Origin of the sequence: Pseudomonas sp. Sample_21 (assembly GCF_004307525.1) — a bacterium.
GTDB lineage: Bacteria > Pseudomonadota > Gammaproteobacteria > Pseudomonadales > Pseudomonadaceae > Aquipseudomonas > Aquipseudomonas atacamensis.
The window spans coordinates 18,046-41,319 of sequence record NZ_RCNZ01000048.1 but is presented as its reverse complement, the minus strand read 5'-3'; the positions used below and the strand labels follow the sequence as shown (position 1 = coordinate 41,319).

Annotated in this window: 22 protein-coding genes and 2 pseudogenes; 6 read left to right on the top strand and 18 right to left on the bottom strand. The window is 51.8% G+C overall.

Annotated features, from left to right (window positions below; genetic code table 11):
- Window positions 1-502: 502 nt before the first annotated feature.
- The 3 genes and pseudogenes from D8U71_RS07245 to D8U71_RS28795 form a co-directional block, all read right to left on the bottom strand.
- Window positions 503-1,030 (bottom strand): SH3 domain-containing protein, encoded by a 528-nt coding sequence (locus tag D8U71_RS07245; RefSeq protein ID WP_130887497.1) that lies wholly within the window; start codon window positions 1,028-1,030, stop codon window positions 503-505.
- Between the two features lie 533 nt (window positions 1,031-1,563).
- Window positions 1,564-1,773 (bottom strand): hypothetical protein, encoded by a 210-nt coding sequence (locus tag D8U71_RS28585; RefSeq protein ID WP_125926595.1) that lies wholly within the window; start codon window positions 1,771-1,773, stop codon window positions 1,564-1,566.
- 49 nt (window positions 1,774-1,822) lie between these two features.
- A pseudogene (locus D8U71_RS28795) lies at window positions 1,823-2,386 on the bottom strand (NAD-dependent dehydratase); the annotation flags it as partial.
- A gap of 292 nt (window positions 2,387-2,678) precedes the next feature.
- Here D8U71_RS28795 and D8U71_RS07225 point away from each other — a divergent pair.
- The 5 genes from D8U71_RS07225 to D8U71_RS07205 all read left to right on the top strand — a co-directional run bounded on the left by D8U71_RS07225 (window position 2,679) and on the right by D8U71_RS07205 (window position 6,200).
- Window positions 2,679-3,200, top strand: a complete 522-nt coding sequence (locus tag D8U71_RS07225; RefSeq protein WP_130887496.1) for an isochorismatase family protein — start codon at window positions 2,679-2,681, stop codon at window positions 3,198-3,200.
- Window positions 3,201-3,435: 235 nt separating this feature from the next.
- Window positions 3,436-3,624: a hypothetical protein gene (locus tag D8U71_RS07220; RefSeq protein ID WP_125926596.1), complete on the top strand. Its 189-nt coding sequence runs from the start codon at window positions 3,436-3,438 to the stop codon at window positions 3,622-3,624.
- A 238-nt stretch (window positions 3,625-3,862) separates the two neighbouring features.
- Window positions 3,863-5,143, top strand: a complete 1,281-nt coding sequence (locus D8U71_RS07215) for a hypothetical protein (protein WP_130887495.1) — start codon at window positions 3,863-3,865, stop codon at window positions 5,141-5,143.
- Between the two features lie 210 nt (window positions 5,144-5,353).
- Window positions 5,354-5,941, top strand: coding sequence for a hypothetical protein (locus D8U71_RS07210; protein ID WP_130887494.1), 588 nt, complete (start codon window positions 5,354-5,356; stop codon window positions 5,939-5,941).
- 67 nt (window positions 5,942-6,008) lie between these two features.
- The gene (locus D8U71_RS07205) at window positions 6,009-6,200 is read left to right on the top strand and encodes an MbcA/ParS/Xre antitoxin family protein (protein WP_130887493.1); all 192 of its coding nucleotides are present in this window, start codon (window positions 6,009-6,011) and stop codon (window positions 6,198-6,200) included.
- Between the two features lie 598 nt (window positions 6,201-6,798).
- On the opposite strand, the gene D8U71_RS07195 is transcribed toward D8U71_RS07205, so the two are convergent.
- Together D8U71_RS07195 and D8U71_RS28580 are read right to left on the bottom strand one after the other, a co-directional pair.
- Window positions 6,799-7,695 (bottom strand): bacteriophage abortive infection AbiH family protein, encoded by an 897-nt coding sequence (locus D8U71_RS07195; protein WP_130887492.1) that lies wholly within the window; start codon window positions 7,693-7,695, stop codon window positions 6,799-6,801.
- Window positions 7,692-8,189 (bottom strand): hypothetical protein, encoded by a 498-nt coding sequence (locus D8U71_RS28580; RefSeq protein ID WP_241664211.1) that lies wholly within the window; start codon window positions 8,187-8,189, stop codon window positions 7,692-7,694. Before D8U71_RS28580 ends, D8U71_RS07195 begins: the two co-directional genes overlap by 4 nt.
- Window positions 8,190-9,082: 893 nt before the next feature.
- On the opposite strand from D8U71_RS28580, the gene D8U71_RS28750 reads away from it, so the two are divergent.
- Entirely contained in the window at window positions 9,083-9,274 is a 192-nt protein-coding gene (locus tag D8U71_RS28750) for an MbcA/ParS/Xre antitoxin family protein (RefSeq protein ID WP_130887491.1), read from the top strand.
- Window positions 9,275-9,430: 156 nt separating this feature from the next.
- On the opposite strand, the gene D8U71_RS07180 is transcribed toward D8U71_RS28750, so the two are convergent.
- The 13 genes and pseudogenes from D8U71_RS07180 to D8U71_RS07120 all read right to left on the bottom strand — a co-directional run bounded on the left by D8U71_RS07180 (window position 9,431) and on the right by D8U71_RS07120 (window position 23,013).
- Window positions 9,431-9,892 (bottom strand): hypothetical protein, encoded by a 462-nt coding sequence (locus D8U71_RS07180; RefSeq protein ID WP_130887490.1) that lies wholly within the window; start codon window positions 9,890-9,892, stop codon window positions 9,431-9,433.
- 335 nt (window positions 9,893-10,227) lie between these two features.
- Entirely contained in the window at window positions 10,228-10,836 is a 609-nt protein-coding gene (locus D8U71_RS07175; RefSeq protein ID WP_130887489.1) for a hypothetical protein, read from the bottom strand.
- Window positions 10,837-10,955: 119 nt separating this feature from the next.
- The gene (locus tag D8U71_RS07170) at window positions 10,956-12,641 is read right to left on the bottom strand and encodes a hypothetical protein (RefSeq protein WP_130887488.1); all 1,686 of its coding nucleotides are present in this window, start codon (window positions 12,639-12,641) and stop codon (window positions 10,956-10,958) included.
- A complete protein-coding gene (locus D8U71_RS07165; protein ID WP_130887487.1) occupies window positions 12,638-13,540 on the bottom strand; it encodes a hypothetical protein in 903 nt (300 codons plus the stop codon). The genes D8U71_RS07170 and D8U71_RS07165 overlap by 4 nt, the downstream gene beginning before the upstream one ends.
- Window positions 13,541-14,028: 488 nt before the next feature.
- Window positions 14,029-15,096 carry an endonuclease/exonuclease/phosphatase family protein gene (locus tag D8U71_RS07160; RefSeq protein WP_177434884.1) on the bottom strand — a complete coding sequence of 356 codons (1,068 nt, stop codon included), beginning with the start codon at window positions 15,094-15,096 and terminating at the stop codon, window positions 14,029-14,031.
- 29 nt (window positions 15,097-15,125) lie between these two features.
- Entirely contained in the window at window positions 15,126-15,689 is a 564-nt protein-coding gene (locus tag D8U71_RS07155; protein ID WP_130887485.1) for a hypothetical protein, read from the bottom strand.
- Window positions 15,686-16,720: a hypothetical protein gene (locus tag D8U71_RS07150; RefSeq protein WP_130887484.1), complete on the bottom strand. Its 1,035-nt coding sequence runs from the start codon at window positions 16,718-16,720 to the stop codon at window positions 15,686-15,688. The genes D8U71_RS07155 and D8U71_RS07150 overlap by 4 nt, the downstream gene beginning before the upstream one ends.
- A gap of 141 nt (window positions 16,721-16,861) precedes the next feature.
- The gene (locus D8U71_RS07145; RefSeq protein ID WP_130887483.1) at window positions 16,862-17,647 is read right to left on the bottom strand and encodes a hypothetical protein; all 786 of its coding nucleotides are present in this window, start codon (window positions 17,645-17,647) and stop codon (window positions 16,862-16,864) included.
- Between the two features lie 7 nt (window positions 17,648-17,654).
- Entirely contained in the window at window positions 17,655-19,817 is a 2,163-nt protein-coding gene (locus tag D8U71_RS07140; RefSeq protein WP_130887482.1) for a hypothetical protein, read from the bottom strand.
- Window positions 19,810-20,955, bottom strand: a complete 1,146-nt coding sequence (locus D8U71_RS07135; RefSeq protein WP_130887481.1) for a tyrosine-type recombinase/integrase — start codon at window positions 20,953-20,955, stop codon at window positions 19,810-19,812. The genes D8U71_RS07140 and D8U71_RS07135 overlap by 8 nt, the downstream gene beginning before the upstream one ends.
- Window positions 20,956-21,084: 129 nt before the next feature.
- Window positions 21,085-21,453, bottom strand: a pseudogene (locus D8U71_RS07130) (endonuclease); the annotation flags it as partial.
- 4 nt (window positions 21,454-21,457) lie between these two features.
- On the bottom strand, window positions 21,458-21,727 hold the full coding sequence (locus tag D8U71_RS07125; protein ID WP_016774035.1) for a DUF1654 domain-containing protein: 270 nt from the start codon (window positions 21,725-21,727) through the stop codon (window positions 21,458-21,460).
- A gap of 197 nt (window positions 21,728-21,924) precedes the next feature.
- Window positions 21,925-23,013, bottom strand: coding sequence for an asparaginase (locus tag D8U71_RS07120; RefSeq protein WP_041478548.1), 1,089 nt, complete (start codon window positions 23,011-23,013; stop codon window positions 21,925-21,927).
- Window positions 23,014-23,274: the final 261 nt, after the last annotated feature.

Here is a 23,274-nt window from a genome sequence, read left to right as displayed (position 1 = left end):
CCAAAGCCCACCCACGCCTGAGTGCTTCAGAAACCGTCTGTCTGACGCACACCCATCATGTCGAAATAAATGAAACGTCCTTCATCACGACGCCTTCCTACAAATAGGCCTGCCACGGCATTGCAGGCTGCTCATGTGACTCCTCCTGTTGCCCGTACACTGTGCGGGCTTTTTTAACCCCTCCGCACGAGTCGCTCATCCTTACGGACTTGTAGGAAAGAAGGTGGTGCGCAGATGAGGCCTGCAACTGATCCGAAACAAAAGACGAAAAGGTGCACCCATCCCGATATCAGGAAGGGGTATTACCTAGGGTTGTTAAGCGATGTTTATGTCTGTGTTATGTGCGGAGAACAGCGACCAGCAGAGCAATGGGATGACTTTGAGCTCCGCTCCAAACCGCCTCGTGGATTGTCTCCAAAATAGTTGGAGTGACGCTCAGCAAGACAGCACTGGCCAATTTCGACATCACACCACACGTTGGATGGAGCAAAGATTTCGGCATTCAACCGCCGTAACGCTTTTTCCCTCCTGATGTGATGCAGTATCTGCCACCTCGTGGGCCTATACAGACGTTGCCAGACGAGCAGGGACAGGATGAACTGAATTCACGGCTAGGTTTATACGCAGGTTGTGGTGCGGGCGATACGGGTCTTGGCTGGGCTTTGGCGAAGCAGTTCGATCCGCTGCAAAGGTTTTTGGATGATAGCCATCGCGCAGGCTGGCCGTCGATGCTTATCCGAACCCAATCATTTGCTTTTTCGTAGATCTGAACCTTTGCTCCAAGCTGCAGCTTGGATATTACCTTTCCACTAGGTTGATCCCTGACGTTGAGTTTGTCCGCGCTCACGTATAGCTCGATTGGCGGGGGCGGTGTAGGGGATGCAATAGCTGTAGTTGAGGCGAGTGAGGTCGGCGTGGTGACGGCACTCGGCTGGGCTTGGGTTGAAGGGTTTTCCTTTTTGCCTATCGCCCAAAGCACGACGAACAAAATAAGAAGCGGGAAAAACCATGACTCGGATTTCTTGCGCATATCCTTTGCTCACATTCGGAACTTACGCTCTGGTGCCTGCTTGGCCAACTCAGCTTGCAGGCTACTGAGAGCTTAGCCACACTTCCAGCCTTTGCAGGCGACCTAGCTCGTATGGTCTCTGTTTTCCTGAGCTCAAAACCGCGATGAGTTGCTGTCGGTCAGGGTGGGTAGGGAACCACTTGGAGACTTCAATGTTGCAAAACTCAGTATCGCTGAGAGCCCATCTGACGATCATGTCCGCTGGGGCTCGGTAGTGATCGCCATGAACAATTTTCTACCGTCTACAGACCAGCCACGCTTTGCGAGCTCTTCGGTTACGTCGATGATTCCGGCGCCGTCAAAAAAAGTCGGCGGTATCTGGGTGGTGAATACCGGCTAGAGACACCTTAGGCACTCCTGCCTCTGGGTCGAAGTGGGATAGAAAATGCCACCCACCAGTAGTGCTTTCAGGGTAAGGGAAGTTGATGGCTGCTTATGCAGTTATGTAATGCTCAAACGGAACGCATTTGAGATCAAGATCGAAAAGCTCTGACTCATGGGAGCTGTTTAAGCCGGGCTAAACCCTGCTTAATGTGCCCCGCATTCTCGCCAATCGTCCATAACGCACCTCGAACGTTACCCCCAACCTCAACGCTCCCCTGGGCTTCGACATGAAGCGTTAACTCCATCAATGCGGCCTCTAGGGCGAGCTGATTCTGATACATCCTTTCCAGCACGTCGGACAACGAGTATTCCCCTGCCATTTTCCTTCTCCTCTCCTTGGATTCTTCTGAGAAAATCTGCTGGAACTACCTAGGGTATCAAGTGCATCTCGCGTAGTTTGTCGAACACGTCGAAAAAAGCTTGAGTACTCGACTGGTCGGAAGCGAAACCCATTGCACGGTTTTTGGACATGTCCGTGACCACTTCGATTGGTCGGCCGAGATCAGCATCGGTGTGCCATGGAGACACCAGGCGACCTATATCTGCTTCCTTCAAGCCGTGTTCCACGACTAATACGTCCTGATCGCCTGCTGTCTGCTTCTCAGGGATGAAAGTGAAGCGGCATAATCACCAGCAGGCAAGTCGAAATATATGGAAATTCGGCCCCGCATCCATTTCCAGCGAAACATTTCGCCATTAGAGACGTTCAATGCCTAGTTGGCTGCAGCCGGCGTGGTAGCCGTCTACAGATTTTGTTTTGCCAACTGCTGGGTACGCGTCATAACGGTGAGGCTGTCCCACTACACGCCTGATCCGGGAAACACAAAACGGCGATGGCTGTTTGCAAATGGGGGCATAGACGGCGAGGGCGGTTGCCTTGTTCGTCATGCTGCCCACGGCAACTCCAGTGACGGTATACGAGCAATGAACGCTCGGGGAGAGTACAACCCATCGCAATACCCACCTGTCAGGCAAATCGTTCTGATCGAAGAGTCAGCCAGACGTATCTATCCCAAGATCCAGCTTGTCAGTTCGTTACGATATTGCTAGTTTCGATCAATGACTACCTATCTGCTCACCTCGACTACAACCACCACGACCGCTGAAAGCGGAGCGTGCGAGGTTTCGTGAGCCAATAGCAGACGAACTTCAAAGGCCCGCCAGTGATGGACAGGGCCTTTTTTTACGCCTTGTGTCGCTGGCTCAAACGCAAGGAGATGCACCCATGAACGTCCTACTGATACTCGATATCCAGGTCGGGCTAGTCCACGGCCCAGACAAGCCATGGCGCTGCAAAGAGTTGCTGGAGACAGTGAATAGTCTGATGGAAAAAGCCCGCAGCGCTGGTGCCCCGATTTTTCTAGCACGCCACGTCGGGCCCGTTGGCACACCAATAGAACCAGGTAGCCCCTTAACTTCGCTTGTGCCAGAACTGAAGCTTTCTGGGGCAGAAGTGGTATTTGAAAAACGGCGACCCAACGCCTTCGAAATGACTGAACTGGCGGGGAGTTTGCGCTCTCACGGGGCTAGCGGTGTGGTAATCACTGGAATGAAAACTCAATACTGCGTCGACAGCACATGCCGAGCTGCTCGTGATCTTGGCTTCGACGTTGTACTTATCGGCGACGGCCATACCTGTTCAGACACGGCAGTTATGAAGGCTGAGGACATCGTTGCTCACCACAATGCAACTCCTGATGGGCCGTTCTGCCATGTAGTTCGTGCTGACGAGTGGAGCTTCCATTAAGCCCGGAAATATTGGAGCGGAGTGGGGCGCCGTAAGCACTGGCACCATATGTCACTTCGTACAGTCATAACAGGTTGTCGATAGAACGCTACTGTAAGGCGGTAACTGTCGCCACCAATGGAGACGAAGGGCCGGCACTGCTCCACACTGCATCTCGGAAGCGGCGCATGTGTCGGCTGGCGTGACACGAAGAAGTGGGCTATCTATTTCTGACTCACACTGGCAGGAGGCCGACATGAGGTTTCAGAGCGATATCGATGCGCTAGCGGCGATCGAGGAAGACGCAAAGGCGATGCTAAAACGGATAGGGCTGCCCGACGATGCACACAAGCTTGAGGTGGTCATTGTCCTCCGACAGATCGTCGACCTAGCCACCTACATGGACTCGGCTGATCGATTCATTGAGGCGCCGATCAATGCTTGATGAGGTGTAGCGGCAAGCCCAGACGTTAGCACGATTCGTTTACGGCTGTTCCGTCTGTAGGTTCATATGTAAGAAGGCATTCTCGGGCACAACGCCGGGCTAATCGGAGCACCACCATTTCCTTTAAGATCGACGCTTCATTTCACATCGTTTATCCGTCGGAAGTAGGTAACCAGCTGTGTAGTCGCGACGGGTTAGCTACGATCATTTATTTGTCAGTCGGTAGAAAGTGACCAGGATGGAAGGCACCGTTGATACGTTGGACGAGGTCGTTACGAGAGAGTCCCTGTTCGAGCAGGCTTGGACGATGCCAATGACCAAAATTAGCTTGCGCTACGGAGTCTCCTCCAGCTATCTCACGAAGGTCTACATCAGCCTGAATATTCCTAGGCCGCCTGTTGGCTACTGGGCGCAAGTCGCGGTAGGAAAAGCTAAGGCTCGCCCAGTCTTACCTGACGCTCAACCTGGCGAACCGACGGTATGGAACCGAAATGAAGCACCGATTCTGGTTCAGCGATCATCAGCGATAAAACGAAAGAGAATGAGCCGGACGCCCCCGCTCAATTCTGATGCGCACCCTCGAAGGCACCCACTTTTACTGAGCATTGAAGATCACTTCAAAAAGGTGCGGGAAAGCGAGAACGGCTACGATAGGCCTACCAAACGCGCGATGGCGGATATAATTGTGAGCCGCAGTGGACTCGCTCATGCAGTCAACTTCGCAAACCAGTTGTTCCTAGCGTTTATGAAAAAAGGTCTCACCGTTACCTTTACCGATCCTGCCGAGCGCATGAACCGCGAACCAGTTGATCATAGGAACAACCCCTCATCGAGATATGTCTATCCCTCGCTTTGGCAGCCTCAACGTCCAACTGTGGTTCATGTTGGAAGCGTCGTTTTTGGTTTGTCCATTTACGAAATCAGCGAATACGTTGAAGTCAAAAGCGTAGACAAAAGATTAGTCCGGCTGGGTTCACGTCCAGAGAGAAAACGCGTTGCCCCGTATCGAAACGAATGGGTAATGCGTGCCGACATGCCCAGCGGTCGACTGTGCCTTCAGGTTTACTCTCCTTACTACCGGGCGGAGTGGGTTCAGCGCTGGAAGGAAGACAAGCCTGGCGATCTGATCAATAAAATCCCAAGCATCGTGAAGCTTCTAATCGCAGAAGCTCCAGGGCTTGCCGAGAAAGTGAAGCTCCAACGGGAGAAAGCCGAGCTCGAATGGCAAAAGCACCAGCTGCAATTAGCTGAATGGAAAAGAAAGGAAGAGGAAAAACGGCACCTCAAGGCCATTCAGGACAGCCGTGAGCAACTCGAATCCGTAATTCAGACGTGGGCAAAGATGAACAGTGTTCGCGCATTCTTCGCCGATATCGAAAAATCAGCGCAGTGCCTCGATGGTGTGGCGAGAGAGGCTGTCATGGAGCGGCTGGCCAATGCGAAGGAATTGATCGGCGACCTTGATGCGTTAAAACACTTCGCTGACTGGAAACCACCACTGCTTCAGGGCGGTGAGTAGCCGTCGTCAGCCTTGCTGATATAGGTTCACGCAAGAAGAAATCGTGCGACTGCTATCAGCCACGCTGGAACTGTCAAAGGGCGGCGCAGCCACAGCCATCAGGAAAATCCAAGCCACCGGGACGGTTGAGGTGTTCGGGGCAAAACACTCAAAGTACACGATGCCGTCCGTGCTCTGGGCCTGCGCCATCTGGAGCTGATAGGTGAGCCGGTGATCACCACTGCACTGGTAGCGTTGAAGGATCTGCTGATCGAGAGCATGGAGAAGAACCTTGATACGTCACGGTTTGCGCTTCTCACTCGGATATTCATCAGGCTCAACGACGTGATGACCCTGATTGGATTGGCAGGGGAGGAGCTGTTCTACGAGATGGGGCTGTCGGTCGACATCACTTCAACCTTGAAGCAGGTGCTTGATGAAGGTGGTCTGAATCCCCACCAGGCTTTCTGGGCGCTTGATGGGCTTGTGTTTTCGTTGATGCGAGAAGGTCGCTTCGACGAAGTGGCTGAGTCTCTGCTCACAATGGAGCAGCTCCTGACCGAACATGGATTTCGGTTCCGTGAGCAGGTCGCTTGGGCGATGAGAAAAATTCTGTTCGCTGCCGACCAAGGCCGCGAGGACGAGGTGAGGCAGGCGGTGGAGTACGCCACGCCAAAAATTCCGTACGCTGACAACCAGCGGGTTTTTGACTACAACCACTCGATCGCTCTTTGGAAGTTGAAGCGGCACAAACAAGCTGAAGCGCTATGCAAGAAAGTGATTGATGAGTACTTCGAGATTCTCGGGCTGGCTGCATGACCTTCCATGATTACAGAACAGACTAGGCTTGCACGGTGATGGCGAGCTCGATAGTGCAGGGTGGCGTATGCAAAATTCAGATGCGGTGTGGCAAAAAGCTGAGCAGGTTTTTGGCGACAGGGCCAAAGCCTCAGCATGGCTGTCGACGCCTAGTCAGTTATTCGGTGGCGAGGCACCTATCGACTTCGTGAAAGATCAGGAAGGCTTGGAATGGGTGATCGAGGTGCTGACTCAGATCGAGCATGGGTTCGCTTGTTGAAAGCTATATTCACTGCAGGTGGGGAAGGGCTGATCACTCGCTAGTTTGAGTGCTACTTAGCTCAGGTCGGGTGCTTAGCACTGGCCTCTATTAGGACGCACAGTAGTTCTCCAAGGCCGTCAGTTAGGCTTCAGTTTGGGGGATCTCTATGAAGGTGTTCGTGAGCTCCGTAGTCGGAGGGTTTGAGCAGTACCGGGCTGCAGCTAGGAAGGCGATCACACTGCTGGGGCACACGCCAGAATGTGCGTGGGATTCGGTGCGCGTCCTTGGATACCACCACCAAGACAAACTCTGTCGATCACGACCCATGTAAGCCTTTTTTTTGATGTGTAAACCGTGTTAGTTAACAGGTCAAAAATTTAGTTTACAAGCCGAGGTCGAGGGCGACTAGATGGAGAAGGAAGACCAACCGAATGCTAATTTTTCTTCGTCAGTACTGTGCATGCCAGAGGTTGAGACTGTATCAATTATCAATGCAGCTCGGGGGCAGGCGCCTGGGCAGGTCATACTCCGAGCCGAACTGATGCGCCTGATGCCAGGCGCAAGTCGGGCAGGGCTTGGCTATCAATAAATGTCCGCGAGCGTTAATGCAGGCTGGCTACAGTTGCGACCATAGCTTGAAGTCTATGGATTCGCTGGGCACACCGAAATCGATGAGACACGCTGCTTTGCTCGTGTTCTCATTGAGCGACCTGACCGCCACCGTCCAACGCGGGCTAGCCTGCAAGGCTTCAACGAGCGCCAGGAAATACGCCTCATCCACCTTTGAAAGGGAATGGCCGAGGACGACGACCTGAGTGATCGATTTCAGTCCTTCGAAGTAAGGCTTTTGCTGCTCGATGATCTTGGCGCTCGGTTTGAAAGTCCTCTCGAAATAGTCATCCAGAATACCCATCGCCTCCGCAAACCGGGTATCAGTGTTCTCATCCACCCCGTCTTGGAGCGACGAGCGATCAGCGACTGCCCGTGCGTGACCAAGCACCAGATCAGAGCTTTCGTCTTCGCCCTCACCATGGATGTGCAGAATGTTCTCTGGAGCAATGTCGTACAGCTTCGTCAGCGTTCTGGTGTAGTTGAATGTCAGGTAGGCCGCATCCTTGTCCAGGGACGTTAGCAGCTGGGGAACCTGGTCGCGGTCAGGCATCGGGATGGATCGGATCCAGTCCGCGAAGTGTTGCTGCAACCCAGCAGACAAACCGGTCGCCACCTTCTCCACTTCGTACTGAAAGTCGTGATGGCCGGCGTCGCTCCAATCCTCAGCCGAATAGGGAACGAGGAAGCCCTCCAGTTCGGTGACAATGTTCTCGGTGTCCAGATCGGCAAGCGAAAGCTCAAGCTCTGCCCAGTCCTCGTCGATGGCAATGTAGTTTTCGACCCAGTCGTACACCTCCCGATCCACCTGTTCCAAGTAGTCCTTGAATCGCCAGTACTGGGTGGGAAGGCCATGGTAAAGATCAAAGCCGTTGCCAATGATGTATAGGGTCTGACTGGTCATGAGAATTCCCGATGCATGCGCACGCTGGCTCCGAGAGCGCCGTCTGTGCCGTGAGAGATCATTGATCGATTTTGGAAACCTGGGCCTTCAGAACTAGGTTCGAGGTCAATCTGCGCTTGGTGAGGGTTTTGAAGCGTCCCTCTCTGGGCGATTTCTCGGGTGCCGGTACTGGAGTGCTTCCACATGCCCAAGACGACGATCTCATCGTCCTTCTCAATGCCTTTAATCCAAGCCGGATCTTTGGCCCAAATGCTGACCTCAAGGCCGATGCCATTTTCAGAGTCGTCGGTGTCGGCCCGGAATGTGTTCATTTGCAGATTGATGACGTTCTTGGATTTTTCACCCCTGATTTCAGTCCTGACGCTGCTCACGGCGCCCTGAATCGCGATGGGGTGTTGAACGGCGTTGTGCGACACCGCGTAATACGCCTCTGCGTGACGCTCTGTCTCGAAGTAGAATTGATTCCAGGCAACCTTCACGTTGCCTTCAAACACCAGCTCTAGGTGCTGTTCGATGTCTTGGTCATTGTGATCTCCTCATCCACTCCGAAGCGACAGTTCGCGGCGTGAGCGCCCTTAGGCTAGAGACGAAAATAGCCTTGGACGAAAACCGGCTTGTCATACATTTCTTTGGTGTAGGGAGGATTGTGAGCTACTGGAGTGCCGCATTGGCACTGTAGAGGTTCGGCGCCAGTTCCCTTTGCGTACGTGCCAGCCTCCCAGCGAACGCCATCCTGGTCGAAGGCGTGATCCATTTTGATGCCCATACAAACCCCCAAACGTTAAAGATTAATCACTAAACGCCTTTCATCTCGGGATGACGCCACGGTCGTCTTGATGTTGGATCCGTAGCAGGCATTGCAAGTTTGTACCGACCTCGCGCACCCTTGTGTTCGTATGTCTGGCGATGCGCCATCAGTCTACCTGTTGGTCGAGGCCGTGCAAGCATCAGGTTGGAGTGCCGGACTGTCAGGCTATCGAGGCTGAGCGCATATCCCGGGTCGTCGAGCCTCTCAGCGACGCCGTAGTGACTTGGCAATGTGTCTCAATGCCATGCTTGCAGCAGAGGCGTCGAGTTCGGAACGTTTCTGAAGGGCGTGGACTATGAAGGGGTTGCTGTGGGTATGGCGCTGGGAATGCTTGATAATCCCTTTTAATAGCCACAAATGGTGTTCATGATATTTGGGTGGGTATGCTCGCCTTTGGTCGGCTTTTCCACAGCGATGAGTCACGTGCTCCACGTCCGAAGCATTTGAAGTGCTTTCTGGTGTTGTTGAGAGCTTAGTGAACTAGGATCGAGCGGAGCCTGCTCGGATGACTACCAGCATCGACAGCAGCCAAAACACTGTGCCTTATGGTGATCTGCCCGGTGTTAAGAGGAGAGCGTCATGGAATTCGCAGAGCCGCTTCGCCATCATGCGGAACGAGTATTAGGGTGCAAAGTGAAGGCTGCGGTGTGGATGATGCATCCGAGAGCTGCATTTGAAGGCCTCAGTGCGCTGGAGTACGCCCAGAGCGACATAACGTATAAGCATGACATAGAAGAGCTAGAGCGAATCGAGCATGGGTTCACATGCTGATTTAATCGCCAGATGAATGAATGTGCTACAGCGTTGTAGCATCTGCATTTGGCTGTCGGTGCAATCATCAATCAGGCCAAGCTAACTTAGACGGTTACGGTAGAGTCCGAGTTCAGCGATGCGAACTCGGACTGTGTTTTGCACGAGATGGCTGATTTACTTGAGCTTGCTGCGCAGCCAACTCATAACATCGATCAAGATTTTCAGCCTGCGGTAGAAGTTGTCCGTGTCGACTAGGAAACCCAGTTGCTTGCGAAGCTGCGCTATCTCGCTCATCACAGCTCTGTGCATATCTGTACCAGCCTGGCCTGCGGCAACCATCTCCTGCTCAACCTCGCACAGCCGGTTATGCCAGGCAATATCGACTGCGTGACGCTTGAAATAGCGGCGGTTGAATACCGAATGCTTGCCGAGCAAAAACAGGTAGGCCCCAAAGCCTGCCAGAAAGACCTGCAGCGTGGTGATCTCAAGCCCCTGAGTGTTCAGAAACTGGGCGATTTGTGGCGTTTGCCAGCAGCCAACCGCGAACAACAGCGGCCATAGGGCAATCGCGAACAGCGCTTCATTCGTGTGTGGATAGTGGTTCAGTTGAATAGGGATGAAACGTAGGCGGGTCATGGCAACTCCTGTAGGTGGGCTGTTCTGGCCTGAGGGGCCAGAACTCACTCAAGCTTCCGGTTTTGCCTGGGCTCGCTGCAACTCAAGTGGATGCATTTGGTGTCCATTAGTGCATTTGGTACCCACCTGCAAGAAAGGCGGCGCACTCAACACGTTGTTAGAGCGACATTTCCCTCTTTGTGAGGCAGCCCTCAGTGCCAGTGTCGTAGGTTGCTCAAGAGTGCCTCGATCAGGGGGGCTTTGGAACAATTTACTCGTTGATTGGCGTGCTCGATGAGCGCAGACGGCCTCGGCAGAGCAGAAGCCGAGCGTTGGAGATTGCTGCCTAAATAGAGTCATTTGAAGTGCTGTGGATACATTATTTTGTTCAGTAAGTTATCCACTGCGATGTAGAAAAAATCCTCATAAGATACTCGTCCCCCGTTTTTCAAGCCAAAGCTGTGTTCACTTAGTATCTTCTGAAAACACCGAGTCAGGTTTATCAAGTCCTCTATACTTACAGGGTAATCTTCGTCAAGCTTCTCTCTGTTCAGGAAATATTTTTTATCGGAATGTGCCAGGAATTTATCTCGACGCACGGTGATCCGTTCTATGGTCGCTTGGTTCTCAGCAATGAACTCTCTTTGTTTTTTTATTTGCTCCTTAGGAATGCTCCCGTTTTTCCATTTAATGGTCAGGCGGTTGCTTTCGCTAAAGTCAATAAATTTGATGATGTTCCGGTCTGACCGTTTTCCGTCTAGTAGCTTGGCCATAATCAGGAGAGTGTCGACCTCTAGTGACTGTATTACATAAGCAAATATGCCGGCCTTGTCGATGAATACTTCATTGTTCTCTTGGTACTTTTTGTTCAGAGAGTGATAAAGCGCTAATTTCGGAACCAAGTCATCAAATACAATTTGCTGAAATCCGTTCAGCAGGCTTTCGTACATCTCTTGCACATCCATGGATTTGCCTTAATTTTCTAGTGGTTATGCTGAGGGGCGCGGCGCGTCCACCTCGCGATCAAGGTATAAGTCGGGCCTGTCCCCCGATGGGGTGAACTGTTGGGATAGGTCGAGCAATATTATGGCGACTTCTGCACTCCGGCGAGTTTCGCCAGGTACCAAGTTGGAACTGGATGGCGGTGCAACCTTGCCGATATCGCAATTAATACTTCCCAGGGAGTTCCGTGCCAAGCGAAATCTTCGGGGGAAGCGGCTTGCTTAGGTACCTTCAGGGATACCTCCATTTCTTCAGCAGGTGACTGCTGGAAGCCAGAAAGGCTTCGTGATATCCCAACACTATTCACGTAGGTGTCGGAACATATCAGTGTCTCCAGCGCCTTTTGTGGGAACCAGCGCTCCTTGGTCACGCCTTTTAGTCGAGGAACAATCTCTTCAGACAGCTGGTTGAGGCACTCCTGATCATCCAGAACGGCGGCCATGGTTCCTAGCATCGGCACCAACGTCGTGGTTTGGAAGAATCGTGCCCTGTCAGTGTCCTTTCCGTAGTAAAGCGCCATTGCGTCTTCTAGGTCATCAGTGTCTACAGGCATGATCCTTTTCTGCCGAAGAGCCGTGTCGAAGCGATCTATGCATTCCTGAAGCATAAAGCGTACGCTGGTGGTATCACCGGTTGCCAGGATCGCCCCCATAGCAAGCGAGAGATCGATGGCCTGTCCGTCATAGACCGGCAGGAAGCAGCCGTTATGTTCGTTAATGAGAGACACTAGGCAACTGTGTATGGCTACGACTCTTGTCCGATCGACTTTCAGTGCAAGAAACAGAAGGAGCATGGTGCCTAGCCGGCCAAGTTCATCGCAAATCAATTCCATGTAAAGCACGTGATCTGGGCGATACCGGAGGACATTCCGACGGTTGAGTAGTGAAGGCATCACTCGCTCGTAGTACCGCAGTAGTGCATCGGCGTGGAGTTGGGCAAGGGTTTCGAACCTCTTGGTGAACTGAGCCTCATTCTGCAGCCCCAACTTGACCGATTCACCCCATAGTCGCAGTAAGAGATATTCACCTGCGAGAACTCCTGGCTTTTGGTTGCCTTCACTCTCGGCCCATACCAACAGCACTGCCCATCCTATTGCTGCTGCAGCCGCGCGTTTATAAAAGCGGTTCCGACGAGAATTGCCGGATACGTCTTGGTCATCTTCCTTGGCGCTCAAGCAATCATCGACGAACCGCACGAATCTGGAGAATGACGAGAGCGTGTCTTCTAGGCCTGCCAGTGCTGCTCGGAGGTCAGATTTACCTTTTTCAAGCAGCAGCGCATCGTCAAATAGGTACTTCTCAATGAGCGGGCTCAGCTGATCCATACCCCAAAAATCCAGCGAGCACAGGGGGGCCATCTCGGTTACCTGGGTCGACAGGGCGGCATAATCCGACTGGGCGTCCTGTTTCAGAATACCGTTGGAGACAAGGACGATCCGTTTCTTGAAACCGCGCAACACTTCGGGCAATCGGTTCCGGAGGTACTCGGTCGACGCCTGGAGGATGGATGGAAGGATCGCTTGCTGACTGCCGTAGAAGTCACTTCGGCCTACGTTCCCGAACTTGATCACAAAAAGAAAGACTTCGGTGCCACCCTCTTCATTTTCCTTAGTGGACATCACGTCAACCCCACCCTGGTTCACACCAACTTGGGCGCGGCTCAGCACCGAGTGGCCCATCGCTTGAAGAAGATCCGGGAGGAGGGCGTCTAACTCGTCGCGTTCGCGAAGCCCTGAGAGGTAATGGGACAGGACAAGTTGGATACTCATTGGCAAGCCTCGTTCCACAGATTCGCCACCATGTGTCCATAAAGGAGGGGATCGGCGATCCAGGTCTGGGGTAGTTCCACACTCATCTCGTGAGTGAACATGGGGATCATGGTCTCTACCGCTTGCTGATCGTTCAGGTATTCCACGGCAACCTGGTTGGAGTATTTGAAATGCTCCGAGAGCATGAACATGTCGGCCAGGAAGGACTCGCCTTGCGCACGTCCGGTGATCGCTCGACTTTCGCTCCGGCGAAGGTAGCGGAAGCTTCGGCGCATTTCCGATGACATTTGGAGCTCAATCAGGTGTGGCAAGGCTTCCAGCGCATCAAGTTCACTGGCAAGCCTCTCCGCTAGTTGCTGAGCAACCTGCGAGTCAGAAAACGGTGACGACTCTGCATGCAGGAGGCGTTTACAGGTTGCCGGATGCTCCGTAGCTAGGAAATTGGTCACTTTGGCTGTGGTGTTCGCAATCAGCTGGCTCGGAGGTAGGTCTTCGCTCATGCTCAGCGCCCATCCGAGTGAGACCGCTACAGGAACATCCAGCGCACACAACCTACGGGCTACGGTGGTGGTGCATTCTTCGGCGGTCTCGGATAGCGCAAATTTCAGCAACTCAGGGTGTTGCAGGTAACGGATGCTGATCTCATGGGCCAATGCCTTGCCGAGCTTGAAATGACCCTTTTTACCAATCCATTCACAGGCTGCTAATAAGAACAGGTCTTTGGCCACGATCCGCTGAAGGACGCCCTTTGTTTCTTGGTGTAGTGACTCTGCGTCCACGCCCGAACTTTCCGCTTCCCGCCAGAGGGTGTAGAAATCTTCCAATATGGCCGGGCCGTCCTGCTTGGCGTCGCCATTGTGAAGGCGCAGGTAAAAGTCGTTGAACCTCATCATGTCCATTAAAATTGGCTCCGGGGCGTCGCGGGGTGGCTATTGGCAGGCTGTTGGTTGGCTACGTAGGTGAGCGGGGTGCTGCCAGGGAGGGCAGGTAAAAGTGCGCTACTAAGATAGTATTAGAATGGTGAGTATGTCTGCTATTTGAGGATGGCGTGGCGGATGTTATGAGTCTGATGGTAGTTAGAGTGCGGTGCTTGGCGCCATCATCAATCAGACAAAGCTAATTAGACGCTTGGCCCTCGGCTCTAGGATCTGGCCGGCCTGAAGCTTGCGATCGCGGGCCGACAGTTGTCTGCCGACCGCTCTCCAAAGATATCGTTGTCGGTCTTCATTCGTCCTTGGAGGAGCGGTGGCCAGGGGCAGCAAACCAGCGTGACACGAAGCTCCTTTGTCCTGATCAACCTCCCGCTCGGCCTTAAAAATTAAGCTGCCTCAAGGACGCTGGTATTTACCAAAGCTCTTTGATCGCGGCCGTCCGCACCGCCGGTGCATCAAGTTTTCTTGCAGTTACCCGCCAAGCGAAAATGCTGATTAACCGCATCCGCTTCACTATCGAAAGACACGCGGTTTTTTTCTGAAACCGCATCATAGGACGGGCAATCCGGGCGGTGGTAAACCAAGGTTTTTCGGTTTCCAATAATGGCGACATTGACTGACCGTTTGTTTTGCCCTGCTTGAGCTGACGTGGTTTTGGTCTGTACTTGGTTGGCAGTTATTGACGTCGAGCCTGTGCCACTTTTGCTGAGGTCGGCACTCAGAAAAATCGGTGCATGATCAGATACGCTGCGTCGACCTTGAACATGGCTCAAGCTCAAATGTTTGGGATAGTCAAACACCTGCACCGAATTGACCTTCATTGTAGAGTCCTTGCTGACAAAAATGTTGTCATAGAGATTGGCGAATTTTCCGTCCGTGGTGGAAAGGGTGGTTGCACCATTCAGTACAAGTGGTCTTGCGCTTGAGTCCAATTTGTCCCAGGCAGGGGAGGTAGGCGGGGTGTTGAAATCTCCCATCAGCATGATCTGGCTGTTGCCTGGGTGGGTATCTTTCAGCCACGACCAGTAATTAGAGAGCGCCACTATCTCTGAGGCACGGTCAGCCTGGCTTTTGCCATAGAGAATGTGGACAGTGGCAACAACGAAATACGAATTGTCAGTGAGCGATTTAAACCGAGCAGAGTAAGGCTCTCGTTCAAATGTATCCTTGCGATCGAGGTAGGTTACAGCACCGTCCTCATACGCGATGGCCTCATCCTTCCACACGAAGCCGTACATTTCTTTGTAGGTAGATCGGCCTACAGCGTGCGAAGCCATGAAGCTCCACTGCTTGCCGGTTTGTTTGGTCAGTTCCTTGGCCAATGCGGCAAGCGCCTCTTCACTCATCAATTCCTGTACGGCAAGAAAATCGACTTTCTTTGCAACCTTCGCTATTGCGACAAAATCCTTCGTGTCCCGGATGCTGAGATGTTCGAGGTTCCAGGTACCTATGTTCGTGGCCGCGAGGGCGTTGGTGCAGCAAAGTAAAAGACAAACAGCGATGTGGGGGAAAAACTTAAGCATGGGAACTCTATGGCAAAATTTGGTAGTCATCAGTTTTTGATGGCCTTCATCATCTGGCGAAGCTGCTTGCTTAGTTCACCATTGCGAAACTGGAGCTCGGCGTTCTCAGCTTTCAGATATTCGATGGTGCTTACGAGGCTTCTATGGCTATCGACCATCTGATTATCAATGGCCGCAGTGAGCGCCTCAGAAAGACGAAGATTGGTTAGGCGTTCGATTTCAGCTACTTGCGAGCGAAGCTCGTTCTGTATGACCGCCTTCGTGCGCTTTATTCTCGGGCGGTATTGGGTGGCTGAAAGGCTTTTCCACAGTTCTTCAAGTTCGGCATTCTTTTGGAGGATCAACTCATTGAGTTCAGGCTGACGGCGTTTGTTCAGCAAGCTGTCATGGACACCACTGTCTCTGGCAATGTTGCGAGCTACGATTCTTCTTTCTTTGATACTGAGTTTTTCGCCCGCCTCCATGGACGCCTTGATGCGATCAAAAGCCTTACATACGTGCAAGTAAAGGTTCCGCTTTGTGGTGGAAGTCACCCATGCAGGTTCTTCAAGGGCTTCAGGAACATTGGAATACTGACCAAGGCTGAATTTCATGTCGTTACCTTCTCTTCCAGTCGGCGCTCGATTTTCCGAACGACTTCTCCACTCATATTCCCGAGAGCCTTGAGAGGATGATTTTCTGCAATGAATTGGTGTGAGATCGCTGTGCGCTCAAGCTCCCGCTTCTGCAGGTTATTGTTCATACTGTGAGGGCATCCGGCGCAGACTTCCGGCGTGCTGCGTTGATCTACGTGCGGCGTACCAGTCTTAGGGTCATGGCACTTCGCGATATGCTGCTCATTAGCGCGCAGCGCGCAATAGCCCCATTCGAATGCGGTAAACCGCTCAAATTCATTAGCCAAGGCACTGAGGCGCTCATCGAATTCATCTCCTGTGAGCACGGAAATTTCTGCCATTTCTTTATCAATGCGTTTGGCCGCTGGCCCATAGAAGCGATCGTCCAATTTGCCATGTGCAATCCGGCCCATCACCTCTTTGGCGTAGTCGCGCTCCATGCTGATACGAACAGACTCGCTCAGTTTCTCGCGGGTATAGCGCCTCGTATGGAAAGAGCCATATGAATGGCGGAAATGCTCCCGGATCTTTTCCATGACATTCCCATCAAATCTGCGCAGTGCAAACTCTGCAAAGGTATGACGGGCTTGGTGAGGCGAGACCTCACTATGAATCTTGCCAGCATCGGGGTACTTTTCTGCGACATGAGTCTTATAGAAAGACTTGAACCAACCCCTCAATGCGAATAGACCGTAGCCTGCGTCTGCCAACCATTGCTCATCGCTGAATTTGCCAGTGCCACGGGCGACAAGAAAAGCTTCTGACCTGTAAGCTCTATGGAGTAACGGCAGGTTGAACTTCTCCGTATCCACCGCCGACAGGTTTTTCATGAGTGTCGCTGCTTCTGCGGCAAGTCCGTGTAACGATCTTGGGTGCGCGAGCCCTGATTCTGTTTTGTAGTTTTCGGATGTAAACCACCAAGAACCGTCCGGTTCTTGCTCGTAATCTGCAAGTCGCATTCCGTTGATTTCCGAAATGCGAAATCCACTCAATAATGTGATGACGGTCAAGGCTGCCTTAGTAAGCTCACAACAAAAATCACTGAGCGCGCCTTGGTTTTTCCATGGCAAAGATGCGTGGTGCCCTATGGTTGCTGCATCGATTGCGTTACCAAGCTTTATCGCAGACGGCGCCCAGTCTCGTTCAAAACGTCACAATACGTATCCCGGCGTCTGTATCCTTCTGTAAAGGGCGAGGCGATCCTTTTCACCAAACCAGCTTGTGATTTTCGTCTTTTCGCTACGCCATTGAGTAAAAAATATAGATGCGACTTTTGCTTCATCTGATTCTATCTGGGTGATCGCTTCAGCGAGCATCAACGAAGCACAAGTCATAGGGATTGAGCCGTAGCTCCCGCCTTTACTCCATACCGCGTATTCTAATTCCAGATGTTTAAGCAAGGGCTCCATTGTGCTTTTTTTGAAAGCTCCGGTCATTCGGTGCACGACACCGTCTACGAGCTTTCTGGAATGGAGCATGGTATAAGTTTGTTCTAGGATCTTACAGAACATTGTAATTGTGGAAGGGCCAAGAATGAGGTCGCCGTCCTCATTATTCTCCTTTTTTACCATGAAAGCGCGGAGCATTGTTTGTATCTCAAGCCTGGACAGAGATTGAAGTGCTCGGTCTGGAAAATTTGTCTCCCAGTACTCACAAAAGTCGCGTAGGTAAGCAATTTCTTGGCGTGCACTTGAAAGGCTACTTACAATGATGCGTCCTCTGTCGTCTGCATAGCCCCGAGATATATCCCCTTTTATGAAATACATTTGTGCATACAGCCTTTTTTGCAGGGAGCATTTCCAAGCAAAATTTACTATGTAAAAAAGGCCCGTAGTGGGATCCTGAATCTGGAAAGAATCATCGCCAAGTTTATTCGCGATGGTTGGCGACTCAGGCGACATGGTAAACAGCGCAGATGGGCTTGGATTGATTTGCATGGCCTGTTTACCTTACGACAGGAGCGGGGAAGGTGTAATTCTCAAGTATGTCCTTGCCCTGAATAATAGTTTTCTGGTCAAACTTTTCAAGTGCGTCCTCTATGTACGCTGCTTGCATTGCAATTGAGAAGGCTTTTAATTCATCTTCGACGGAAAAGTGCTTTAGCTGGTTAATGCATTCGTTGCGGTAGCTCATAAGGAGCGCGGCTGTAATGCCGTTGGTGATGATGAATTTTTTACTTTCTTTCTCAAGCTGTCCAAATGGAGAAATAGTGAAGCCTGCTCTTTGAGCAGATAATAACAGCTCGTCAAACTCTTCCAGTTCGCTAGTGTCGGATTTTGCCTGCGACCAACCGAGCATCAGCTTTAGATCTGCCACACTAATCATTACTTCATCACGAATAGCTGCTTGCACCTTGCGCGCGTCCTCTACCATGAGGTGGCCAACGTTAGATGCAAACAACGCTCTTTTTTTCAAGCGATACTTTGTCTCGCTCGCGTGCATATATACAACTTCTTTTACGCTTGGAGAGTGCGCGGTCGCATCGGCTCCAACAACCTCTTGTGAGTATTTTTCAAACGCTTCATTACCTGGATTGCCGCCGTCAGTGTCTATGATGGCGCGCGATTGGGCAATGGCGGTAACGCTAATCGTTTGACGTTTTACTGGAGTAGGGTTTTGGCCCGTGATACCAATTTCCGCATTTTCACGTCTACGCTTTTTATTGTTCCAAATCGGGCGATTATTCATGGCAACACGGCGGATTATGTCTGCGATGGTTTCTATCTTACGATCCGCATCATATAGAGTCTGGTATTGGAGTGTATTTTGAAAGGCGGCCATTACCAATGGCCGATACAACACGCTGTCTACACTCTGAAGGTTACCAGTGACGGGTAAGTTGAACAGCAGATCACCAGTCTCAGGAAAGCGTTTGTAGAAGCTATTTTTCAGATCCTCAAAATCAGCATATGCGCGATATTGCAGAGACTTTGAGTAATGCATCGGTACCTCGCGAATTGGTTGCTCGCTTCGGTTTTTAGTGTAAATGGGGGAAGCAACGCTTGGGGTTATTCTTAGATCCCCTTGTCGCATACCCAAAATTCCGGATAATTGAACCCTGTCAGTAGCCAGCAGCCAAGCAAACGCCACCTCTTCGCTAGGTGTGTGCTTTAAGAGGTATAGGTAATCAATATTATGAAAGTAAAGTTTGTGATCGCTATCTTCCGGGTAAATATCCAATGCCCCCGAGTCACGAAGGCCTGCGCGAATTAGGCGGTTTGCCTCATCAATCGTCAAAGGCGAGGAGCTTTCGATCTGGGCGTAAGCAAAGTCAGCACTGTTGTGGAGGAGTCGCTCCTTCAATCGCAGGTTTTCGCTTTTGAGTATGGCCCCTGCGAGTGCTTTGTAAACAGTACTACGATCTGTCTTGCTGGTGCTATATCTAAGCTGTTCGTAATCTCCTTTACACTTTTCAAGCAGGTTAGCGACTTGTTGCTTCACACCTTCATCGCGGAGTAACTCTAAGCGCTGCTCATTCATTTCCTTGAGAAATTGACAGCAAAAACGTATCGTCGATCTCACAATCTTCAGTTCGTCTTTTTCGGGCTGATTAGTGATTTGCCCTAAACTCGGAGTTGCCTGGCCAGACCGATTGGCAACGGATGGGATGAGCGCCAAAGCTTCTCGAACAGCTGCAGCCGCGTCGGCTAGTGCGGGCTTCCCATATGCTTCGTTGAGAAAGCCGTCGAATGCCGTCCGATATACTGACATATAAACGCATACGGTATTGAGCTTAGACTTCTTTTCAGTGCGTAGATAGCGCGTGAAGTCTTCCATTACCGCCGCTGGTAATAATTGCGCGTGCGGATATTCTGTGATTGCCCAGTCTGCAAGAGCGTTGAACCGTAAAATCCTTGTATAGGCATCAATTAGCGAATTGTTTTTACATTCTGCACTGTTGAAATATCGTAATAGAGCGCGAAAGATTGGGCATTTATGAAATTGCACTGGTATTTCGACGCGGCGCTGCTCGACTTTGCTACCCTTATTGACTTGCATCGAAACAATGGCGAAAGTATCTGATGGGCTGAAATTGTGGATAGAGGTTGGTGCAAGCGTGGACAAGCTCGCAGGGGCGTCCGCAACAGCATCAGTAGTATCAGTCATCATGATCATCGTTCAAAGCACGCCTAATTTTTTCACGACGGTGAAGTTTTCCGTCGAAAATCACATATTCTTTAGTGGTGGCTTCATCTTCATGCCCCATTTGCTCGGGAACATATTGCCACGGGTCGTATCCGTGTTTGTAACAGAAATCAACTAGGTTGGTGGCATAGGTGTGTCTTAATGCATGGAAGGTTAAATTGAGAAAGCTGGACTTTGTCACGAAGTGTAAGTGCGGATTTTTCTCATGAAGTTTGGCTATTATTTGAGCAATATTGATTGCGACTGCGGCGCGTGCTGCCTTGAATGTATTAGTTGCATGCCCCTCGAACATGGCTGTTCCACGACGGGTGCATATCAACGGCCCGTCCGAAATAGACTTCCGCCTTCCTTCCAAAAAGTTTTTTATTTTTTTGAAAGCTTTGGGCGGGATGTCGACTTGTCGGAGCTTCTCGCCCTTTCCAGTAATCGGTACTGTTATTGTTTGGTCATTGGCCTTTTCGGCCTGAGCTATACGTTTTCTTAAATCACTCGTTTGTAGATTTCTGGAATCGGTCACCTCGGCAGAGCGTAGGCCGCAGTAGTAACCAAGATGCAGGACTAACTCGTCTCGTTCTTTTTCAAATGCGGATTGGGACTTGATGCCGCCCAGTAGCGTCTCGAAGATGTCTCTCTCGACGTACCTGTTGTACAAATCAAATTTGACTCGCTTTTTCCCCTCACCCTGTTTCTTTTGCTCATCCGAAATGTAGTGGTAGGTGAAGGATACGGGAGTATCAAGCATGCCAATCTGCCAGGCATGAGCGTAGAACAATTTGAGCGTAGAGATGTGGCGATTGATCGACTTGCTGGAACACGACCTAGCCATTTTTAGATGACCGTACAGATAGCCCGACATGTCTGCGTCTGTGAGCAGCCTCCAGTCCTGAGCGTGTCCTTGCAGTGCTTCGAAGAAGCTTCGAAGATCATGGGCGCAGGAGCGAACGGAATTTGGCTGCTGGCCTTCTTGGGCGAGGTGTATCAGGAAGAGAGTGGGCGCTGGAACGATGCTCTGTTCTGCGAGTTGGCCGTCTTCGAGGATGGCGTAGGTGCTGAGGGGGCCGCCTGACCAGTTGATCTCCTTCACATATTTAACTTTCACCGCTTAGCGTCCCGATCTCGTGAAGCACCATTCGCTTCATAAAGCCAAGCTAATCAGTAGGTTATCTTGCTGTCAATGTGCCAGGGGAAAGGATGTCAACGTTTCTTATAAACGGGACTCTCTCGGATAAACCTCGCCAATGCTCGGCACCAGATTGTGCAAGTCAGCTTCGGCCTTTTGATAAACAGGATCGTAACGCGTGCAATTCTTGCGTCCGCCTTGCTGCCAGCACTGCCGCTGATGGCCGATCTGCCAGGCCGGCACGATGTGCTCCCATTCGATTCTCGATGCACGCTTGGCGTTCTTGCGAGGCACATAGCCGCAAGCCTTCAGGTCGACCTTGTTGCCGGTGTACTTGCAGCCGCAGTAAAACTCCGTGGACTGCGGTGCATAAAGTTTCCACGCGGCTTTCTTGGCTTCGGAAAATGTACGTGGGGCGCCAGCCTGGGCGCCCATGGCGAAAAACAACAACAGCAAAGCAACACAGCGGACACTCATTGAGTCAATCTTCCTTCGGCACAACCCAAAAAATCTGCACGCCACCGTCATCGCGATAAGCGAGGGTAACGTTGTCGTTCTCGTCGATTTCCTCGAGCAAGCGCTCCCAGTCATCCATCGGCTCATCCGGCAGACGGAAAATCAGTGCGGCTTTGGCTTTTTGTGCGGTGGGGGAATTGATGATTTTCTGAACGCGCATACCCATGCGTTCGTAAGCGTCAGGAGCAGCAGGAGAGGTGGCCACGAGGTTATCCTTATTAAGCTGTACGTGCATACAGTATTTAACTGTAAGCGATTTCGCAACTGCTTAAAATTCAAGAAAATCCTCTGACAGCGGGTTTCCGGTTTTGGTGTAGGGCTTGTCGAGATTTTTGTGGGAAAAGTATTGGAAGGGTGTAAGCGGGGCACCACCTGCCAAGCTGGCAGGTGATGCGCAATTGCCCGATCGAGACGTGATCAGGCGATGTTCAATTAGTATTCCCAGAACATCCGTTGCAGCTCTTTACTGTCGTTGGTCTTGGTCAGCGCGACCATCGCCAGGATGCGGGCTTTTTGCGGGTTCAGATCGTGAGCGACAACCCAGTCGTATTTGTCGTCAGGCTGTTCGGCGTTACGCAGGACAAAGCCGCCAGCGTTGACGTGGGACGAGCGAATGATCTGCACGCCATCCTTGCGCAGGGCTTGCAGGGATGGAACCACGCGAGAGGATACCGAACCGTTGCCAGTGCCGGCGTGGATGATGGCTTTGGCGCCGGCTTGCGCCAATGCCTTGTAGGCGGTATCGCTGACGTTGCCGTAGGAATAGGCAATTTCTACGTCAGGCAGGCTCTTGATGTTTTTGATGTCGAATTCCGAATCCATGGTGTGCCGCTTGGCCGGCAGGCGGAACCAGTAGGATTTGCCTTCGACCACCATGCCCAGTGGACCCCAGGCGCTCTTGAATGCTTCGGTCTTGATGTTGATCATTTTGCTGACGTCGCGACCGGACTGGATCTCGTCGTTCATGGTCACCAGCACACCTTTGCCGCGCGCTTCTTTGCTGCTCGCCACGGCGACGGCGTTGTACAGGTTGAGCATGCCGTCTGCCGACATGGCAGTGCCCGGACGCATCGAACCGACGACGATGATCGGCTTGTCGGTTTTCTCGACCAGGTTCAGGAAGTAAGCGGTTTCTTCGAGGGTGTCGGTGCCGTGGGTGATAACGATGCCGTCCACGTCCTTGCTGTCAGCCAGTTCGGAAACGCGACGACCCAATTGCAGCAGGTTGTCGTTGGTGATGCTTTCCGAAGCGATCTGCATGACTTGTTCGCCACGCACGTTAGCCAGTTTGCTCAACTCGGGAATGCCAGCAATCAGTTGTTCGATACCGACTTTTGCTGCCTGATAAGTGGCGCTGTTGGCAGCACTGGCGCCGGCGCCAGCGATGGTGCCGCCTGTGGCAAGGACGACGACGTTGGCCAGTTTCGTCTGGGTTTCGGCTTCTTTTGCCTGAAGGGCAGTAGGTAAGAGCAGGAGGAGGGCCAATGCGCCCGGAATCAAGGTATTGAAAGCAGATTTCATTATTTTTCTCTCTAGTCGTGAGACGGTGCTGATGCAGGTTCATCTAGATGCGCCCCAAGCCGATCTGAATGCTTGAGGTGCAAGGACGGGAGCAGGATTCATACCATGCGTAATGTGCTGGCGGAAAATGTTTAACCCAATGATTTAAATCAATATTTGTCGGTGGCTGGAGCATCGTTGAGGACCCACCCATCCGGGATTCCGAACGACAGCGGGATTCTTGTTCGGCTCGCCGATAGGCAATCTCTGAAAAGCCAGGCG

What these genes read in the sequence shown, in the direction of transcription:
- D8U71_RS07245 (WP_130887497.1), bottom strand. Translation starts at nt 1,030, where the DNA reads ATGCGCAAGAAATCCGAGTCATGGTTTTTCCCGCTTCTTATTTTGTTC.
- D8U71_RS28585 (WP_125926595.1), bottom strand. Translation starts at nt 1,773, where the DNA reads ATGGCAGGGGAATACTCGTTGTCCGACGTGCTGGAAAGGATGTATCAG.
- D8U71_RS07225 (WP_130887496.1), top strand. Translation starts at nt 2,679, where the DNA reads ATGAACGTCCTACTGATACTCGATATCCAGGTCGGGCTAGTCCACGGC.
- D8U71_RS07220 (WP_125926596.1), top strand. Translation starts at nt 3,436, where the DNA reads ATGAGGTTTCAGAGCGATATCGATGCGCTAGCGGCGATCGAGGAAGAC.
- D8U71_RS07215 (WP_130887495.1), top strand. Translation starts at nt 3,863, where the DNA reads ATGGAAGGCACCGTTGATACGTTGGACGAGGTCGTTACGAGAGAGTCC.
- D8U71_RS07205 (WP_130887493.1), top strand. Translation starts at nt 6,009, where the DNA reads ATGCAAAATTCAGATGCGGTGTGGCAAAAAGCTGAGCAGGTTTTTGGC.
- D8U71_RS07195 (WP_130887492.1), bottom strand. Translation starts at nt 7,695, where the DNA reads ATGACCAGTCAGACCCTATACATCATTGGCAACGGCTTTGATCTTTAC.
- D8U71_RS28750 (WP_130887491.1), top strand. Translation starts at nt 9,083, where the DNA reads ATGGAATTCGCAGAGCCGCTTCGCCATCATGCGGAACGAGTATTAGGG.
- D8U71_RS07180 (WP_130887490.1), bottom strand. Translation starts at nt 9,892, where the DNA reads ATGACCCGCCTACGTTTCATCCCTATTCAACTGAACCACTATCCACAC.
- D8U71_RS07175 (WP_130887489.1), bottom strand. Translation starts at nt 10,836, where the DNA reads ATGGATGTGCAAGAGATGTACGAAAGCCTGCTGAACGGATTTCAGCAA.
- D8U71_RS07170 (WP_130887488.1), bottom strand. Translation starts at nt 12,641, where the DNA reads ATGAGTATCCAACTTGTCCTGTCCCATTACCTCTCAGGGCTTCGCGAA.
- D8U71_RS07165 (WP_130887487.1), bottom strand. Translation starts at nt 13,540, where the DNA reads ATGGACATGATGAGGTTCAACGACTTTTACCTGCGCCTTCACAATGGC.
- D8U71_RS07160 (WP_177434884.1), bottom strand. Translation starts at nt 15,096, where the DNA reads ATGCTTAAGTTTTTCCCCCACATCGCTGTTTGTCTTTTACTTTGCTGC.
- D8U71_RS07155 (WP_130887485.1), bottom strand. Translation starts at nt 15,689, where the DNA reads ATGAAATTCAGCCTTGGTCAGTATTCCAATGTTCCTGAAGCCCTTGAA.
- D8U71_RS07145 (WP_130887483.1), bottom strand. Translation starts at nt 17,647, where the DNA reads ATGCAAATCAATCCAAGCCCATCTGCGCTGTTTACCATGTCGCCTGAG.
- D8U71_RS07140 (WP_130887482.1), bottom strand. Translation starts at nt 19,817, where the DNA reads ATGACTGATACTACTGATGCTGTTGCGGACGCCCCTGCGAGCTTGTCC.
- D8U71_RS07125 (WP_016774035.1), bottom strand. Translation starts at nt 21,727, where the DNA reads ATGCACGTACAGCTTAATAAGGATAACCTCGTGGCCACCTCTCCTGCT.
- D8U71_RS07120 (WP_041478548.1), bottom strand. Translation starts at nt 23,013, where the DNA reads ATGAAATCTGCTTTCAATACCTTGATTCCGGGCGCATTGGCCCTCCTC.